The organism is Vibrio sp. R15-SG3-ISO1B, from assembly GCF_059833835.1.
In genome coordinates, this window is the sequence record NZ_JCBDGG010000006.1 from 65,351 (window position 1) to 82,908 (window position 17,558).

A 17,558-nucleotide genomic window follows, 5' to 3' on the forward strand; every position below is an offset into this window, starting at 1 on the left:
GGTCGCATCACAACGCTGTATCACACGGGAAACAGGAGGCCAAGCGCCTCCTGTTTTTCATCGTGCTTTTTCTGATTTTTCTTCTGAAATGGCAAGGCTGTTTAGGTTATAATCATTTTTCATGTATAGATAACCAGTAGCCGAGTCCCCCATGGATCCTTCTTTACTTCTCGACGGTCTCAACGACAAACAGCGCGAGGCTGTTGCCGCTCCTTTAGAAAACCTGCTTGTGCTGGCTGGCGCCGGAAGTGGTAAAACCCGCGTGCTGGTCCACCGAATTGCGTGGTTGATGTCTGTGGAGCAAGCGTCGCCGTTTTCGATCATGTCGGTGACCTTCACCAACAAAGCCGCGGCGGAGATGCGTGGCCGAATTGAAGAGTTGATGATGGGCAGCGCCTCGGGGATGTGGAACGGCACGTTTCATGGGATTTGCCACCGCATTTTGCGCGCGCACTACTTAGATGCCAAACTGCCTGAAGATTTTCAAATCATCGACAGTGATGATCAGCAGCGCCTATTGCGCCGATTAATCAAAGCGCAAAATCTGGATGAAAAACAGTGGCCACCGCGTCAAGTGGCTTGGTGGATCAACGGTAAAAAAGATGAAGGCCTGAGACCGGCGCACATCGATGCTTACCACGATCCCATAACCCAAACCTATCTACAAATTTATCGAGCTTACCAAGAGTCGTGCGATCGCGCCGGCTTGGTCGATTTTGCTGAAATTTTGCTGCGTGCCCATGAGCTATTGCGTGATAAGAAGCACATCCGCGAGCATTACCAAGCGCGCTTTAAGCATATTCTGGTCGATGAGTTTCAAGATACCAACAACATTCAATACGCTTGGCTGAGAATGATGGCTGGCCCAGATTCGCACGTGATGATCGTCGGCGATGACGATCAGTCCATCTACGGTTGGCGCGGGGCGAAAATCGAGAACATTGAAAAGTTCACCCAAGAGTTTCCAAGCGTCAATACCATTCGTCTTGAGCAGAACTACCGCTCAACCAAAACCATTTTGCAGGCGTCCAACGCGCTGATCGCCAACAACACTGAGCGTATGGGCAAAGAGCTGTGGACGGAGGGCAGTGAAGGCGAGCCTATTTCTGTCTACTCGGCGTACAACGAGCTTGATGAAGCGCGTTTTGCGGTCAACAAAATTAAAGAGTGGCAAGAGAACGGCGGGGCGCTGGTGGATGCCGCGATGCTTTACCGCAACAACGCCCAGTCACGTGTTCTGGAAGAAGCCTTGATTCAAGCTGGGCTCGCATATCGCATCTACGGCGGCATGCGCTTCTTCGAGCGCCAAGAAATCAAAGATGCCTTGAGTTACTTACGATTAATGGCCAATCGCAATGATGATGCGGCGTTTGAGCGAGTGGTGAACACGCCTACCCGTGGCCTTGGTGATAAAACCCTGGAAACCATCCGTTTTGCTGCCCGCGATCAAGGCTGCACCATGTGGGAAGCGAGCGTACGTTTACTGGAAGATAAAGTCCTTGCTGGCCGCGCTGCTGGCGCATTAAGCCGCTTTGTGGAGTTGGTGAATGCGCTGGAAGATGACACCCTAGAGATGCCATTGCATGAGCAAACCGACCATGTGATCAAATACTCCGGTTTGTACGCCATGTACGAACAGGAGAAAGGTGAGAAGTCCAAGGCACGCATAGAGAACTTGGAGGAGTTGGTCACTGCAACTCGTCAATTTGAAAAGCCAGAAGAAGCGGATGAGATGACGCTGTTAACGGCATTTTTGACCCACGCTGCACTGGAAGCGGGCGAAGGGCAAGCGGATGAGTTTGACGATGCGGTGCAATTAATGACGCTGCACAGCGCCAAAGGGTTGGAGTTTCCGCTGGTGTTTATGGTCGGTGTTGAAGAGGGGATGTTCCCAAGCCAGATGTCTGCAGAGGAAGCAGGGCGACTCGAAGAAGAGCGTCGTCTGTGTTATGTCGGCATGACTCGTGCGATGCAAAAGCTCTACATTACTTACGCCGAAATGCGCCGGTTATACGGTCAAGACAAGTACCACAAACCGTCGCGTTTTATTCGTGAGCTACCCGAAAATTGTTTGGACGAAGTGCGAATGAAAGCACAGGTCAGTCGCCCGACCAGCAGTGGTCGCTTTAGCCAAACGGCGGTCAAAGAGAACTTCAATGAAACCGGCTTTAGCCTTGGCTCGCGAGTGATGCACCCTAAATTTGGTGAGGGGACCATCATCAACTTTGAAGGCAGTGGCCCGCAAAGTCGCGTTCAGGTTGCCTTTAATGGTGAAGGGATCAAGTGGCTCGTTACCGCGTACGCGAAACTCGAAAAGCTCTAATCTGCCCCATCGACCCTAAGTTCCTAGACATACTCCCCGAGTACCCCCTCTAGGAACTAGGCACTAGAACCTAATCACTTTCTTCACACAAAGAAAAACCCCGAGGGCTTGCGCCCATCGGGGTTATAGTCTTACTCGCAGCAATCCGGCTACTAAAAGTGCTCCATGCATCAAATCCTTGATAGTATGCTGACGTCCTTCAGCGTAGTCCTTTCATCGCCATCCTAGCGGTGTCCTTGACCCTATCCTGGTCTACTAACGTTCCTCGTTAGTTCACTTCGCTTGTTCCCTGAGCGGTGTCCCTTTCATCATCCTGATGATCGTTCCATGCCTCGTCCAGAGGTGTCCATTTCCCATCCTTAGTAGTAACCATCCTAGCTACTATTGCGTCCGTTCAATGTCCAATTTGCTTTCCATGCCGATTACTCATCCTAAGCAACCGTATCTTCATCCTGAAGACCACCGAATCCGTGGTGATTTCCTGTTCCGTGTCAGCATCCTTCCGACAGAGTTCATATTAAGACTTTGGCGAAGTTCAGCAACGTCAGAAAAACGATAAGAGGCAAAAAAAATTGACGAAATTTCACACATATCAAGTTAAAACAATGATTTATGATTTTTAATTGATAATTTTCTTAGACAAAAAGAGAGTTTGACTCACTAGCTTGTGAGAGATCTCGCACAAGATGTCTGGACGATCGCCGATCATTGACGAGACACCGATTGTGATCGAGCGCAACTTTTTGCCCTAAGATGCGTTAGAAGTGAATAAATAAACAAAAAATGGCCGTTATGGCCATTTTTTATGAGTGGTTATTCTGAGCAGAGCTAAAAGAGCATGGCGATGGCGTTAGTTGATTGCCATAAAATGCCAAGGCCGATGCCGCTGAACATCAGACCGCATAATGCGTCGATGTAGAGGCTCAATGATTTCAGTTTGCGCTGCATACGCTGCGTTGACAGCATCCAGGCCAAGAAGGAGAACCAAGCGAGCGAGAGGCCCCATAAAATCAACAGTGCAGCGCTTTTGCCGCCCAGCGACATACTGGCAGGCACCAGGCTGGACATCAAACTGACAAAAAAGACCAACGCTTTGGGGTTGAGAATATTGGTCGCAAAGCCTTTGGAGAAGGCGTGACGCTTGTTGACCAAGAGTGCTTGTTCAGAGGTGGCATCATCTTGCGCTGCGCCCTGCGAGGATTGAATGCGCGCCCATGTTCCCTTTAGTGCGCCTACGCCGAGATATAAGAGGTAGCTACCGCCGGCAAGTTGCACGAGCGAAAATAGGGTTGGCTGCTGATGCACCAGATAGCTCACCCCAGTCAGGCTGAGCAGCGAGTGCAAGAGAATGCCGAAAGAGAGGCCCAGCGCGATAAAAAATCCGGTCTGGCGCCCGTAACGGGTGGCATTTTGCACCACAAGCGCAAAGTCGGGGCCCGGGCTCATTAAGGCGATGAAATGAACCGTCGCTAGAGTAGCAAGTAAAGTGATCTCATTCATGTCGGTAACGTTAGGCTTGTTTCGTGTTTAACAGTTTGGCGGCGCGGCGGCTTTGGCGGTTGGTTTTTAAACCGTCGAAGCTAAATACGACCAGTGCACCCCAAATAAAGGCAAAGGTGATGGCTTTGTCTGGCGTAAAGGCTTCACCATAGACAAGCACGGCGAGCATAAACATCAGGCTTGGGCCTATGTATTGGAAAAACCCCAGCGTTGAGAGCTTTAATCGTGTCGCGGCGCCCGTAAAGCAGAGCAGCGGTAGGGTAGTGATGATACCCGCAGCAACAAGGAGCAGATTGAGATCTAAGGGATTCTGGCTCAGGTTCGAGGTGGCGGAGTCGGCAACCCCGATAAGATAGATCGCAGCGGCAGGCAGCATCACTAAGGTCTCGATAAACAACCCCGTTTGCGCATCTAAGCTGACTTTTTTACGCAGCAAGCCATAAAAACCAAAGCTCATCGCCAGCGCAATGGCGACAATCGGTACCGAGCCAAACGCAACCAACTGGACCAATACACCACAGGCGGCGAGTGCGACAGCAAACCACTGCAATTTTCGCAGGCGCTCACCGAGAAACAGCATGCCGAGCACCACATTAATTAACGGGTTGATGTAGTAGCCAAGACTGGCATCGAGCATATGATTGGCGTTCACCGCCCAGATGAAAATCAACCAGTTGGCCCCAACCAAGGTGGCCGTGGTGACGAGGTAGGTCATTTTCTTTTTGGATGTCAGCACGTCGCGTACGGTCTTCCAGCCTCGGCTGAGATGAATCAGTAGCGCTAACAGGAAAAAAGACCAGACAACACGGTGACTTAAAATCTCAATCGCAGAGACCTCACTAATGGTCTTAAAGTAAATTGGCGCGATTCCCCACATGGTGTAGGCACCAATCGCAAGGAGGACACCTTGCCGCGCGCGTTGCTGTTCGTCGGTTGTCATTGGATGATTCTCAACACAGAATTATGAAATCAAACGAGTAGTATACGAATAGGATTGAGAATCACCTAGCACTTTGCAGTTTTATTCACCGCTATTCCCAACTACAATAAGCGCTCGATTTTTCCACCCCACTTATCCCAACAGAGAGCGTAATGACAGCCACACTGATCGCGCAGCAACCTGATTCTATCGAAACCGCTCAGAGCGTCTTGGAAAAGGTGTTTGGTTACCACGAATTTCGAGAAGGTCAACGTGACGCGATTGATACCGCGCTAGACGGTCAAGACAGCTTAGTCATTATGCCAACAGGCGGCGGTAAGTCACTGTGCTATCAAGTGCCGGCGCTGCTCAAAGAGGGGCTGACCTTAGTCATATCGCCTTTGATCTCCTTGATGAAAGACCAAGTGGATCAGTTGAAAGCCAATGGCGTCGCTGCTGAGTGTATTAACTCGACGATGGCGAGAGAGGCGCTTACCTCTGTCTACAATCGCATGCACTCTGGGGCGCTTAAGCTGGTCTATGTCTCGCCGGAACGTGTGTTGATGCGTGATTTTGTCGAGCGGTTAGAGAACTTGCCGCTGGCGATGATTGCCGTGGATGAAGCGCACTGTATTTCCCAGTGGGGACACGACTTTCGCCCGGAATACGCCGCGCTAGGTCAGTTGAAGCAATGGTTTCCACAGGTTCCTGTGATGGCGTTAACGGCAACCGCTGATGAAGCAACGCGCAGCGATATTACTCACCGTTTACAGCTGAACGAGCCACACATCTATTTGGGCAGTTTTGATCGACCGAATATTCGCTACACGCTGGTGGAAAAGCACAAGCCGGTCTCACAAATCGTGCGCTTTTTGGATGAGCAACGCGGTCAATGCGGCATCATCTATTGTGGTAGCCGTAAAAAGGTCGAGATGGTGACCGAAAAACTGTGCAATAACGGGCTGCGCGCCGCCAGTTATCACGCAGGGCTAGACGCCGACGAGCGCGCCTATGTACAAGAAGCCTTTCAGCGCGATGATATTCAAATAGTCGTCGCCACGGTCGCGTTTGGCATGGGGATCAATAAGCCCAATGTGCGCTTTGTGGTCCACTTTGATATTCCGCGCAATATTGAGTCCTACTATCAAGAAACCGGTCGTGCAGGTCGAGACGGCTTACCAGCAGAAGCCATGATGCTCTATGACCCCGTTGACATCGGCTGGCTGCGTCGCATGCTCGATGAAAAAGAAGAGGGGCCGCAAAAGCAAGTCGAAGCGCACAAACTGAATGCCATGAGCGCGTTTGCACAGGCGCAAACCTGTCGCCGCCAAGTACTGCTTAACTATTTTGGTGAGTATCGACAAGAGCCTTGCGGCAACTGCGATATCTGCCTCGATCCGCCGAAACATTTCGATGCCACGGAACAAGCGCAAAAGGCACTCTCTTGTGTTTACCGGGTCAATCAAAGCTTCGGTATTGGTTATGTGGTGGAAGTGCTGCGCGGCATGCAAAACATTCGTATTCGAGAAAACGGTCATGACCAACTCTCGACGTACGGACTTGGGCGCGAGAATAGTCACGACTACTGGGTGAGTATTTTCCGACAGTTGATCCATAAAGGACTGTTAAGCCAAAACATCACACGCAACTCGACGTTGCAATTAACCGAAGAAGCGCGCCCACTACTCAAAGGTGAGCGCACATTGGAACTAGCCGTCCCTCGGTTAGACACCGCGGCGCGTGCTGCACGTTCGGATAAGCTGGCGAATAAACACTACGATAAGAAGCTGTTTGCTAAGCTGCGTAAACTAAGAAAGTCGATTGCCGATGAAGATGGCTTACCACCTTACGTTGTTTTCAGTGATGCGACCTTGATGGATATGGCGGAGATCTTGCCAACCTCTTACGGCGAGATGCTGGCAGTGAATGGCGTTGGTCAGCGCAAGCTGGAGAAATATGCCGATCCTTTCCTTGATTTGATTCAGGAGCATTTGACGCACCATGGCTAATGAGCACAGCGAGTTTGGCTTGATTGAGTATCAAGCGGATCAGGGGCGATTGATTTTGCGTACGCCTCGATTTGATTTTGACACCTTTCCAGAGTTGGCCGAGCGTTTGGTTGGCCTACTGTCGGCCAAGGTAATAGAGAAACAGTGGGATGCAGACATCCACACTTGGTTGATTGATTTTGAAGGCTGCCAGTTGGTTCTCAGAGCGGAACACTACAGTGAAAGTGTTTGGCTAGAATCCTTGGTGGTTGAGCAATCTCAGCCGGAGTGTGATTTTTTAGCAGCGCTGTTTGAACGTGGTTTTTAACGGCCAGTTTTTTAACTTCCTGCCTACTAACGAATAGTCATGTGCGCTGAAGTGGCTGATGCGTCGCCGAAATCGGTACGTGAACGATTGCCTTTGGTTGGGCGCTTGCGGCGCGGGTTGGTTAATGTATAATCGCCGGCCGTGATAATGGCAGGGTGCCATTATTGAGCATAGACATTGTTGGTCTGAGCCACTTCATGATGAAGAGGTTCAATTTGGGTTCCCTCACCCCCAAACCAAACTAAAAAGGTATCGTATGAATCACTTTACTCCTGCGCAGCAGCGCAAAGCCCTTTTTCTGTTAGTTCTGTTCCATTTGGTTATCATTGCATCGAGCAATTATCTCGTGCAGCTGCCCTTTACGGTTATGGGTTTTCATACCACTTGGGGCGCGTTCACCTTTCCTTTTATTTTTCTCGCCACGGATCTCACCGTCCGTGTCTTTGGCGCGGCATTGGCACGTAGAATTATCTTCTTGGTGATGCTGCCGGCCTTAGCGGTTTCTTATGCGTTGTCTGTCCTCTTTTTCGAGGGGCAGTTTCAAGGTGTCGCTCAGCTCGGCGAGCTCAATCTGTTTGTTGCGCGTATCGCGGTCGCCAGCTTCATGGCCTACCTACTCGGACAAATCCTCGATGTGCACGTGTTCAATCGTCTGCGCCAGTTGAAGCAGTGGTGGGTGGCGCCGACCTGCTCGACTTTGTTTGGCAACGCACTTGATACCATCGCCTTTTTTGCGATTGCGTTTTACCAAAGCCCAGATCCGTTTATGGCTGAGCATTGGACGGAAATCGCGCTGGTGGACTACGGCTTTAAACTGATTATCAGTCTTGGCTTGTTCGTGCCTATGTATGGGGTGCTACTGAACTACTTGGTTAAGAAGCTGACCGCCGTGAACCCAGACTTTAAAGTGGTGGGTGCTAACTAGCATTTTGGCATGGTATCGATGGTTTTGATGAGAGGCATCGATCTGCAGATAAAAGAAAACCCGAGGCGATAACGTCTCGGGTTTTTTGATCTCTGCGCTGCTTTCAACTCTGTGCTGCGCGGCGACGTAATTTAGATGGCCGCCACTGCGCGGGTGGTGATCGCCAAGGGCCAGCCAATATCACTCTGGCGGTTCGCTTCAATTTCAAGCTCCGCACTGGTGAGAGGGTTTTGCTCTAACCAGAGTGGGTCCAAGGTCAGCGTCAGCTTATCACCGTCGGTGGTTAACACCACATCTGGCGCAAGTTGTGGATTACGGCGATGGGTTAACAGCACGGCCAGTCTGAGTAGACGCAACACACGCTTGGCACTGGTGCCAGAGAGCGCGTGCTGCTCAGGCAGTGAGGAGAGCTGTTCACGATAGCGACGAGTGAGCTCACCCAACAGGTGCTTCTGCGCACGGGTAAAGCCTGGCAAATCGAGATGCTGAAGGAGATACGCTCCGTGCTCGCCGCCTTTTTTAAAGTCGATCGTCAGGCCAATTTCATGCAGCTTAGCGGCGGTATCGAGTAGTACCACCCCTTGGTCTTCCGTAATCCAGCCTTGCTCGCATTGAGTGAGTAAGGTATTGGCTTGCTGCGCAACTTGTTCACCGTAGGCGACATCCAATTGGTATCGCGTTTGGACACTGGTAATGGTGCGCGCACGTATGTCGTCTTGCTTAAGTTCATCGACCATTTCGTACACTAAGCCTTCGCGCAGTGCGCCGCCGGCCAGTGTCATTGCCTCGATCTCTAACAACTCGAAAATCGCAATGAGAATCGACAAGCCGCTCGGAAATACCAGCGCCCGTTCGAAAGTGAGCCCTTCGATATCCAGCTCTTCGAGGTGGTCAGCGCGCATGGCTTGCTTTTGTAAGCGCTTGAGTTTCGGGTGGGTGATCACCTCATCCATCCCTTGCGCTAACATGATCTCTTGCAAAGCTTGCACCGTGCCGGACGCGCCGACACACACATCCCAACCCAGCGCGCGGTATTGCTCCAAGATGGGGTGCAGCGTCTGCTTGGCCGCCGAAATGGCGTTGTCAAAGTTACTGGCTGTCAACTGTCTGTCTTTAAAGTGCTTCTCAAGCCAGGTCACGCAGCCCATTTTTAGACTGGTGAGCGCTTTGGCTTCAAACCCTTCACCGATAATCAGTTCAGTGCTGGCGCCACCAATATCGACCACCAAACGACGTCCGCTACCACCGGAGGTGTGCGCAACGCCTTTATAAATAGTGGCCGCTTCTTCCTCACCACTGATGACCTCGATCGTGTGACCTAAGATTTCATTGGCTTTGGCAAGAAATTGCTCGGCGTTGGTCGCCGTTCTTAAGGTCGCGGTGCCGACGATGCGGATATTATCCGGTTCAATGTCTTGCAATCGCTCTGCAAACAAGCGCAAGCAGTCCCATCCGCGCTGCATGGCGTCTAGGCTCAGAGCATTGTTTTCGTCTAGGCCAGCGGCAAGGCGCACTTTGCGCTTGATTTTAGCCATGGTTTGAACGCTGCCATCGATATGACGCACAACGAGCATGTGAAAACTGTTCGACCCGAGGTCGATGGCAGCGTAGAGCGGAGAGGAGACGGCTTGACTCATAGACGACTTAAGAATCCTTTTGCTGACGTGAACGAGAGCGGTTGTTGTTACGGCGGTTGTTGTTACGCGAGCCACCGGTGTTTGTACGACGTTGCTGAGGTTTGTTGCTGCGCATGCGAATCGGTGCAGGCAGGTCTTGAATCAAAGCGCTTGCGTCGTAATCCGATTGTGGGATCGTGTGCTCAATGTACTCTTCAATAGCAGGCAAATTGATCGCGTAATCTTCACAAGCGAAGCTAATAGAGTGACCGCTTGCGCCCGCACGACCAGTACGACCGATACGGTGGACATAATCTTCACAATCATCAGGCAAATCGTAGTTAAAGACGTGCGTGACTTGCGGAATGTGCAAACCGCGCGCCGCGACATCGGTAGCAACCAGAATATCGACGTCACCTTTGGTGAATTGCTCAAGAATCTTCTCGCGCTTCTTCTGCGGAACATCACCAGTAAGTAGGCCGACACGATGACCGTCAGCGGCCAGATGTCCCCATACGGATTCACATTTGTGCTTGGTGTTGGCAAACACGATAGCACGGTCTGGCCACTCTTCTTCAATCAGAGTTTGCAGCAGCGCCATTTTGTGCTCGTTAGAAGGGTAGAACAGTTCTTCTTTTATACGGTGACCGGTTTTTTGTTCCGGCTCGACCACGACATGCTCTGGGTTGTGCATGTGTTCAAAAGCGAGTTCTTGCACGCGGTATGACAGCGTGGCAGAAAACAGCATGTTCAAACGCTCTTTTGGCTCTGGCATGCGGCGGAATAGGAAACGAATGTCTTTAATAAAGCCAAGATCGAACATGCGATCTGCTTCATCCAATACCACTGCTTGGATATTGTTAAGGTTGAACACCCGCTGCTTATAGAAGTCGATGATACGACCTGTGGTGCCGATCAGTACGTCCACACCTTGCTCAAGTTTCGCAAGTTGTTTGTCGTAGCTTTCGCCACCGTAGGCAAGGGCGGTTTTGATCCCTGTGCTTTCGACCAATGGCGCCGCATCATTATAGATCTGGATCGCCAGCTCACGAGTCGGCGCCATAATGATGGCACGCGGCTGTGTCGGTTTGCGGCCGTCATGCTCAGGCGTGGTCAACAAATGGTTAAAAGTAGCAGTCAAGAAAGCCAGGGTTTTGCCTGTCCCTGTTTGAGCTTGTCCTGCGATGTCTTGGCCGGTGAGCAGTACCGGCAACGCCAAGGCTTGGATAGGGGTACAAAACTCGAACCCTTTTTTCTCCAATCCTTCAGTAACTTGGGGGTGTAAACCCAAATCGGCGAACTTTTGCTCTGTGATATGCGTCTTTTTCATTGCTATAGAATATCAGCTTAAGCTTGCAATACGAAAGTAAATACATTCCAATAGGGCATCTAAATACTGGTTATCATCCAACCAGTTCAGAAAAAACACATTGGAGTGGAAGATGAGTGATAAAATTTTGCAGCTAACTGATGATGGTTTTGATGCTGATGTAATCAATGCTGCAGGCCCGGTTCTTGTGGATTTTTGGGCAGAATGGTGCGGACCATGTAAAATGATCGCGCCGATTCTGGACGAAATCGCAGACGAGTACGAAGGCAAACTCACTATCGGTAAACTGAACATCGACCAGAACGCAGGCACACCGCCTAAGTTTGGTATCCGTGGTATTCCAACGTTACTTCTGTTCAAAGATGGTAACGTCGCAGCGACCAAAGTTGGTGCGCTGTCTAAGACTCAACTGAAAGAGTTTTTGGACGCCAACCTATAAGTCCACCGAGCTAAGACCGTGCATTTTAACCGATGCACGGTTTTGTTTTTGAAGGCCAACAAAATCTAGACTAGTCTAGTATTTAGTGCTAATTTATCGCACGTTAATTAAACAAGTTCTCTTCTTTGGTCGATCCTCTGACCAAATTCATCTAACTAAATAACAGATCCTTATTTTGACTAAACAAGTATCCACCACCATGAATCTAACTGAACTGAAGAACAGACCTGTGTCTGATCTTGTCAAACTTGGCGAAAGCTTGGGCCTTGAAAACCTAGCTCGCCTAAGAAAACAAGACATCATCTTCGCTATCTTGAAAGCGCATGCTAAAAGTGGTGAAGATATTTTCGGCGACGGGGTTCTGGAAATACTGCAAGACGGTTTCGGTTTCCTGCGCAGCGCAGACAGCTCTTACCTCGCAGGTCCGGACGACATCTACGTGTCACCGAGTCAGATTCGTCGCTTCAACTTACGCACGGGTGACTCAATTGCAGGTAAAATTCGTCCGCCAAAAGATGGGGAACGATACTTTGCATTGTTGAAAGTCAATACGGTTAATGATGATAAGCCAGACAACGCGCGTAACAAGATTCTATTTGAAAACTTGACGCCACTGCACGCCAATGAGCGTATGGTGATGGAGCGTGGTAACGGTTCGACGGAAGATATTACGGCACGTGTTTTGGATCTCGCGTCACCGATTGGTAAAGGTCAACGTGGTCTGATTGTTGCTCCGCCAAAAGCGGGTAAAACCATGCTGCTGCAAAACATCGCTCAGAGCATCACCTACAACCACCCTGAGTGTGTGCTGATGGTCCTTCTTATCGACGAACGTCCAGAGGAAGTGACAGAGATGCAACGCCTAGTCAAAGGTGAAGTGGTCGCATCGACGTTTGATGAGCCAGCGTCTCGTCACGTACAAGTAGCAGAAATGGTGATCGAGAAAGCGAAACGTCTGGTTGAACACAAGAAGGACGTGGTGATCCTGCTTGATTCGATTACGCGTCTCGCGCGCGCCTACAACACCGTTGTGCCTTCATCGGGTAAGGTTCTAACGGGTGGTGTCGATGCAAACGCACTACACCGTCCTAAGCGTTTCTTCGGTGCGGCACGTAACGTCGAAGAAGGTGGCAGCTTAACGATTCTAGCGACAGCACTGGTCGATACCGGTTCTAAGATGGATGAAGTCATCTACGAAGAATTTAAAGGTACAGGTAACATGGAAATTCACCTGAACCGTAAGATTGCCGAGAAGCGTGTCTTCCCTGCGATCGATTTCAACCGCTCTGGTACTCGTCGTGAAGAGCTACTGACGAAAAACGAAGAGCTGCAAAAAATGTGGATCCTACGCAAAATCGTACACCCAATGGGTGAAACCGATGCGATGGAATTCCTCATTGATAAGTTGGCCATGACCAAGACCAATGATGAATTTTTCGATGCCATGCGCAGACAGTAATAAGCAAGTTTGAATAAATGAACGCCACCCAACCCGGGTGGCGTTTTTATTTGCATTCTCCGCTATTCCTATCCACAATAAGTGAAATGTTACAAGGAGGTTAACATGCAACAAGGAATGTTGTCGTCACTTCTCCTCTCGGCATCTCTACTGGTGGCTCACCCCGTCTCGGCAACACCCATGGAGCCGGAAAGAGCGCAAGCGTTGCTCGCCGATGAGCACATTGAACTGAAAGTGGCTGAGCTGCTGCAATACGCCATCGAAGACAATATCGACACACTCAAATTTGCGTTAGATCGTTTGTCACTCCCACAGCAGGAAGTGGCGCGTTATCTATTATTGAAAAAGTTTGAAGATCAAGAGTTAGCGCTCACGTCGAAAATGGCTTTGTTTGTTGAGCAGCAAAAACGTCGCGTACCTACCTATCAAGTTTTGGAGGTCGGTGATGGTTATGAGTTTTCAACTCCCGCGTTTAATTATCCGGCGATTGCGAGTCGTCTGCTGAAGCAGTGGAAGCAGGGGCAATCGGCATTGGAATTTGTGCTAGCGGCAGAGCGTCAGGAGCTGAATCTGAAACAGTGGTTATCGGGCAGCGACTATCAGGTGCAGATGAGAGAGTCCTTGTTCATCCGCGAGCTAGATACCTTGTCTCAGCAAGCGGTCTTAGCATTGGCGGCGCAGCTGACAGATCAAACGGTCACCAGTTGGCTTCCTTCATCGGCAGTCATGGTGCGCTTGGCGCAAGTCAGTGAAGACCCAGGTGTTTACAAACTGATCTGGCTAACCAAAGCGGACTTTAATAGCCAGCAAGAACTGGCGAGGCTCGCTGATGTGGGCGACGAGTTTGCTCTGCAGCAAATCATGCGTGCATCTACGAATCCTGCCTTGAAAGCATCGGCGATTGAGGCGTTAACGCGCATTAAACCGATGTCACCAGAGGTGAAGGAATTTCTTATCGCCAAAATGGCCATTCGTGAAGAGGCGTCAATGGTGGCAAGCGCGCTCGCCAATCAAGGTTATCGAAGCTGGCTTGAAGAGTTAGCCAAGACCAACCAAACCGTACGCAGTCATGCCATTTTGAGTGTGTTAACCCAATAAGACCCTGCAAAAAAAGGGGGATCGGACGCGCGAGGTTTTTGATATACTGATGCGATATTAATCAGCCAGCAAAAGCCCATGAGTTTTAAGGATTTAAGAGACTTTATCGACTTCCTCGAGCAAAAGGGGAAGCTTAAGCGCATTACTCACCCGGTTGACCCCGCTTATGAAATGACAGAGATCAGTGACCGAACACTGCGTGCGGGTGGTCCTGCTCTGTTGTTTGAAAACCCCATCGGTTACTCCATGCCTGTCCTTACCAACCTATTTGGTACGCCAGAACGTGTCGCGATTGGCATGGGGCGTCAGGAAGTCAAAGAGTTGCGGGAAGTGGGTAAACTGCTTGCCTACCTGAAAGAACCCGAGCCCCCTAAAGGGTTTAAAGACGCGCTCGAAAAATTGCCTGTCTTTCGGCAAGTCCTGAACATGCCAGCGAAACGCTTGCGCCGCGCACCGTGTCAGGAGATCGTTTGGCAAGGTGAACAGGTCGATCTCGATAAAGTCCCCGTGATGAGTTGTTGGCAAGAAGACGTGGCGCCGCTGCTCACCTGGGGATTGACGGTTACGCGTGGCACCAAGCAAAAACGACAAAACCTCGGGATCTATCGTCAGCAAAAAATTGCCAAAAACAAGGTGATCATGCGCTGGCTCGCGCATCGTGGTGGCGCACTTGACCTACGTGATTGGATGGAGACGCATCCAGGTAAACCGTTCCCCGTCTCTGTCGCTTTTGGTGCGGACCCTGCCACCATACTTGGCGCCGTTACGCCGGTACCAGATACCTTGTCTGAGTATGCTTTTGCCGGTCTATTGCGGGGCAGCAAAACCGAAGTGGTGAAATCGGTGAGTAACGATCTCGATGTTCCTGCGAGTGCAGAGATCGTATTGGAAGGATACATTGACCCAAATGAGTTTGCCGATGAAGGCCCATACGGTGATCACACCGGGTATTACAACGAAAAAGAGCAGCATCATGTGTTCACCGTGACGCACATTACAATGCGTCAAAATCCCATTTATCACAGTACCTACACTGGCCGCCCACCTGATGAGCCTGCTGTGCTTGGGGTGGCATTGAATGAAGTGTTTGTGCCGATTTTGCAAAAGCAGTTCCCGGAGATTGAAGATTTTTACCTACCGCCGGAGGGGTGTTCGTATCGCATGGCGGTGGTGACGATGAAGAAACAGTACCCGGGCCACGCGAAGCGCGTCATGATGGGTGTGTGGTCTTTCTTGCGCCAGTTCATGTATACCAAGTTTGTCATCGTGTGCGATGAATCTGTCGATGCCCGCGATTGGGGCAGTGTCGTCGCGGCGATGAGCCAGCATGTCGATCCGCTGCGTGATAGTTTATTCATAGAAGATACCCCGATCGATTCCCTTGATTTTGCATCGCCAGTCGCGGGTCTAGGTTCCAAGATGGGTCTCGATGCGACAGTGAAGTGGGATGCAGAATGTGTGGGTCGAGCCGAGTTGCCCGCCAGCGCTAGGCTATCACAGGACGCCATCCGTCAATTTATTGCTCAGAATGACAACGTCCGAACGATACACATTCCAGAAACCGCCCACGGTGATGGCGTGGCCATTGTGACGATGAATAAGCAGCAGGCTGGGGAATCAGCGTCACTCGGACACCACACCCATCAGTGGTTAGCGCAGCACACGCGACCTAAGTTCATTATTCTTTGTGATGACGATGTCGATGCTCAAGACTGGAACGACGTTATCTGGGCGGTGACAACACGGATGGATCCATCGCGCGACAGCCTACGTATTGCAGCGACAGATAATCAATCGTCATGCTTAGTGCTTGATGCCACCAATAAAATCGAAGGGCTTGAAGTGATGCGCGAGTGGGGCACGCCTATCAAGAAAGATCCGGACTTAGTGGCAAAAATCGATGCTATTTGGCCCGAGTTAGGTATCCTATGACGTATCAAGTCATCTTGCACCCAGGGGCAATCGCGTTTGACGTGCAAGAGGGAGAAACGGTGCTGGAAGGGGCGCTCAACAATCAATTACCTTTCCCACACCGTTGTCAGGTCGGTGCATGCGCAGCCTGTTTGTGCCGGATAATAAAAGGAACAGTGAAGTATCAATTAGAACCTATGCTGACAGAGAAAGAGCAGCAAGAAGGGTGGATATTCGCTTGTCAGGCTCTCGCAACGAGTCATTTAGAACTTACTCTAGAGGAGTGAGTTAGAGGAATACCATGACAATCCAATGTAAAGTAAAGTCTATTCAGCCGTTAGCTGCGAATACATTTCAAATTTTGCTTCATCCACAACAGCCGGTTGCGTTCAAAGCTGGCCAATACCTTACTGTCGTGATGGGTGAGAAAGATAATCGCCCTTTTTCTATTGCCAGTAGCCCGTGCCGCCATGAAGGGGAACTTGAACTTCATATCGGCGCAGCGGAACATAACGCTTACGCCCTTGAAGTAGTGGAAATGATGCAACACGCGCTGCAAACCCAAAGCGACATCACCATAGATGCACCACACGGCGATGCTTGGCTACAACAAAATAGCGAGCGACCACTATTATTGATTGCTGGAGGAACTGGCTTCAGTTATGTGCGCTCCATTCTCGATCATTGCTTATCTCAATCTCTAGAGAATGACATCTATCTTTATTGGGGAGCGCGAGATCAAAGTCAGTTGTATGCTCAACAAGAGTTGGCAGCCATTGCAGAGCAACATCGCCATGTACACTTTATTCCAGTGGTGGAAGCGCCAGAAGTCGAATGGCATGGAAAGGTAGGTAACGTCCTTCAAGCGGTGGAAGATGATTTCGACTCACTCGCCGAGTTTGATATCTATATCGCAGGGCGCTTTGAAATGGCCGGCGCCGCGCGTGAGCGCTTCACACAACACAGAGATGCGAAGAGTGATCGTATGTTTGCGGATGCGTATGCTTTTATCTAATCGATAAATTTCCCTACCAAAGGGTGGTTAAAAAGAGAGCAAAATGCTCTCTTTTTTGCCCTTTCGGCCACAATTTCAGCGAACAGCCTGTTTTTTTAAATTATTTTCAAATAGGGCTTGCGCTATCGAATCAACTCCCTATAATGCGCATCCACTGACACGGCAGTCGCCACAAGGCTTCAGCAGTGTTAAAGAGGTAAAAGCTTCTTAAGAAAATAAATTTGAAAAGTGTTTGACTCTTCAAATTAACTCGTTAGAATGCACCTCCGCTTCGAGGTAAAGCTCAAAGCAACGCTCTTTAACAATATAAACCTATCAATCTGTGTGGGCACTCGTTGATGATAATCCAATTAGAAATTTCTCTTAATAAAGAGCGGTTTCAAATTAGGTTTCAATGATACGAAGTGACCATTGAGTCTTCGGACTCAGCACAGTCAATTCAAACATTACTTTTGCTATTTATTAGCGAAGGGAATGTTCAGTATTCATTGAGCCGAACAAAATCTTAAATTGAAGAGTTTGATCATGGCTCAGATTGAACGCTGGCGGCAGGCCTAACACATGCAAGTCGAGCGGAAACGAGTTAACTGAACCTTCGGGGAACGTTAACGGCGTCGAGCGGCGGACGGGTGAGTAATGCCTGGGAAATTGCCCTGATGTGGGGGATAACCATTGGAAACGATGGCTAATACCGCATAATAGCTTCG

Annotated in this window: 14 protein-coding genes and 1 rRNA gene; 11 read left to right on the forward strand and 4 right to left on the reverse strand. The window is 50.1% G+C overall.

The features are described 5' to 3' along the window. The first annotated feature begins 151 nt into the window (after nt 1-151). Nucleotides 152-2,323, forward strand: coding sequence for a DNA helicase II (uvrD, locus tag AC6R0S_RS02210; protein WP_500625325.1), 2,172 nt, complete (start codon nt 152-154; stop codon nt 2,321-2,323). An 828-nt stretch (nt 2,324-3,151) separates the two neighbouring features. Here the strand turns inward: uvrD and AC6R0S_RS02215 are convergent. Then, entirely contained in the window at nt 3,152-3,823 is a 672-nt protein-coding gene (locus AC6R0S_RS02215) for a LysE family translocator (RefSeq protein WP_500630717.1), read from the reverse strand. Nucleotides 3,824-3,833: 10 nt separating this feature from the next. Then, nucleotides 3,834-4,763 carry an EamA family transporter RarD gene (gene rarD / locus AC6R0S_RS02220; RefSeq protein WP_500630716.1) on the reverse strand — a complete coding sequence of 310 codons (930 nt, stop codon included), beginning with the start codon at nt 4,761-4,763 and terminating at the stop codon, nt 3,834-3,836. Nucleotides 4,764-4,915: 152 nt separating this feature from the next. On the opposite strand from rarD, the gene recQ reads away from it, so the two are divergent. The 3 genes from recQ (at nt 4,916) to AC6R0S_RS02235 (ending at nt 7,983) form a co-directional block, all read left to right on the forward strand. Further along, a complete protein-coding gene (recQ, locus tag AC6R0S_RS02225) occupies nt 4,916-6,751 on the forward strand; it encodes an ATP-dependent DNA helicase RecQ (RefSeq protein WP_500637124.1) in 1,836 nt (611 codons plus the stop codon). Then, entirely contained in the window at nt 6,744-7,058 is a 315-nt protein-coding gene (locus AC6R0S_RS02230) for a DUF3630 family protein (RefSeq protein WP_500630714.1), read from the forward strand. Before recQ ends, AC6R0S_RS02230 begins: the two co-directional genes overlap by 8 nt. 256 nt (nt 7,059-7,314) lie before the next feature. Continuing rightward, nucleotides 7,315-7,983 (forward strand): 7-cyano-7-deazaguanine/7-aminomethyl-7-deazaguanine transporter, encoded by a 669-nt coding sequence (locus AC6R0S_RS02235; RefSeq protein ID WP_500630713.1) that lies wholly within the window; start codon nt 7,315-7,317, stop codon nt 7,981-7,983. A 131-nt stretch (nt 7,984-8,114) separates the two neighbouring features. Here AC6R0S_RS02235 and gppA read toward each other — a convergent pair whose 3' ends face one another. Both gppA and rhlB read right to left on the reverse strand, forming a co-directional pair. Next, on the reverse strand, nt 8,115-9,620 hold the full coding sequence (gene gppA / locus AC6R0S_RS02240; protein ID WP_500637125.1) for a guanosine-5'-triphosphate,3'-diphosphate diphosphatase: 1,506 nt from the start codon (nt 9,618-9,620) through the stop codon (nt 8,115-8,117). Between the two features lie 7 nt (nt 9,621-9,627). Continuing rightward, on the reverse strand, nt 9,628-10,929 hold the full coding sequence (rhlB, locus tag AC6R0S_RS02245) for an ATP-dependent RNA helicase RhlB (protein WP_334555473.1): 1,302 nt from the start codon (nt 10,927-10,929) through the stop codon (nt 9,628-9,630). A gap of 112 nt (nt 10,930-11,041) precedes the next feature. Between rhlB and trxA the strand changes: the two genes are divergently transcribed. From trxA to AC6R0S_RS02280, 7 genes are all read left to right on the forward strand, one after another. Further along, nucleotides 11,042-11,368, forward strand: a complete 327-nt coding sequence (trxA, locus tag AC6R0S_RS02250) for a thioredoxin TrxA (RefSeq protein WP_053440774.1) — start codon at nt 11,042-11,044, stop codon at nt 11,366-11,368. A gap of 199 nt (nt 11,369-11,567) precedes the next feature. After that, complete coding sequence (gene rho / locus AC6R0S_RS02255) at nt 11,568-12,827, forward strand: transcription termination factor Rho (RefSeq protein WP_334555481.1); 1,260 nt, start codon at nt 11,568-11,570, stop codon at nt 12,825-12,827. A gap of 105 nt (nt 12,828-12,932) precedes the next feature. Then, nucleotides 12,933-13,925: a hypothetical protein gene (locus AC6R0S_RS02260; RefSeq protein WP_500630711.1), complete on the forward strand. Its 993-nt coding sequence runs from the start codon at nt 12,933-12,935 to the stop codon at nt 13,923-13,925. 78 nt (nt 13,926-14,003) lie between these two features. Beyond that, the gene (gene ubiD, locus AC6R0S_RS02265; protein WP_500637126.1) at nt 14,004-15,857 is read left to right on the forward strand and encodes a 4-hydroxy-3-polyprenylbenzoate decarboxylase; all 1,854 of its coding nucleotides are present in this window, start codon (nt 14,004-14,006) and stop codon (nt 15,855-15,857) included. Then, the gene (locus AC6R0S_RS02270; RefSeq protein ID WP_334555476.1) at nt 15,854-16,123 is read left to right on the forward strand and encodes a 2Fe-2S iron-sulfur cluster-binding protein; all 270 of its coding nucleotides are present in this window, start codon (nt 15,854-15,856) and stop codon (nt 16,121-16,123) included. The genes ubiD and AC6R0S_RS02270 overlap by 4 nt, the downstream gene beginning before the upstream one ends. A gap of 14 nt (nt 16,124-16,137) precedes the next feature. Next, complete coding sequence (gene fre, locus AC6R0S_RS02275; RefSeq protein ID WP_500630709.1) at nt 16,138-16,851, forward strand: NAD(P)H-flavin reductase; 714 nt, start codon at nt 16,138-16,140, stop codon at nt 16,849-16,851. A gap of 507 nt (nt 16,852-17,358) precedes the next feature. Beyond that, a 16S ribosomal RNA gene (locus AC6R0S_RS02280) occupies nt 17,359-17,558 on the forward strand; the annotation flags it as partial.

Coding starts and splice junctions, on each gene's coding strand:
- AC6R0S_RS02230 (WP_500630714.1), top strand. CDS start 6,744: ATGGCTAATGAGCACAGCGAGTTTGGCTTGATTGAGTATCAAGCGGAT.
- gppA (WP_500637125.1), bottom strand. CDS start 9,620: ATGAGTCAAGCCGTCTCCTCTCCGCTCTACGCTGCCATCGACCTCGGG.
- uvrD (WP_500625325.1), top strand. CDS start 152: ATGGATCCTTCTTTACTTCTCGACGGTCTCAACGACAAACAGCGCGAG.
- trxA (WP_053440774.1), top strand. CDS start 11,042: ATGAGTGATAAAATTTTGCAGCTAACTGATGATGGTTTTGATGCTGAT.
- AC6R0S_RS02235 (WP_500630713.1), top strand. CDS start 7,315: ATGAATCACTTTACTCCTGCGCAGCAGCGCAAAGCCCTTTTTCTGTTA.
- rarD (WP_500630716.1), bottom strand. CDS start 4,763: ATGACAACCGACGAACAGCAACGCGCGCGGCAAGGTGTCCTCCTTGCG.
- recQ (WP_500637124.1), top strand. CDS start 4,916: ATGACAGCCACACTGATCGCGCAGCAACCTGATTCTATCGAAACCGCT.
- ubiD (WP_500637126.1), top strand. CDS start 14,004: ATGAGTTTTAAGGATTTAAGAGACTTTATCGACTTCCTCGAGCAAAAG.
- AC6R0S_RS02260 (WP_500630711.1), top strand. CDS start 12,933: ATGCAACAAGGAATGTTGTCGTCACTTCTCCTCTCGGCATCTCTACTG.
- rho (WP_334555481.1), top strand. CDS start 11,568: ATGAATCTAACTGAACTGAAGAACAGACCTGTGTCTGATCTTGTCAAA.
- rhlB (WP_334555473.1), bottom strand. CDS start 10,929: ATGAAAAAGACGCATATCACAGAGCAAAAGTTCGCCGATTTGGGTTTA.
- AC6R0S_RS02270 (WP_334555476.1), top strand. CDS start 15,854: ATGACGTATCAAGTCATCTTGCACCCAGGGGCAATCGCGTTTGACGTG.
- AC6R0S_RS02215 (WP_500630717.1), bottom strand. CDS start 3,823: ATGAATGAGATCACTTTACTTGCTACTCTAGCGACGGTTCATTTCATC.
- fre (WP_500630709.1), top strand. CDS start 16,138: ATGACAATCCAATGTAAAGTAAAGTCTATTCAGCCGTTAGCTGCGAAT.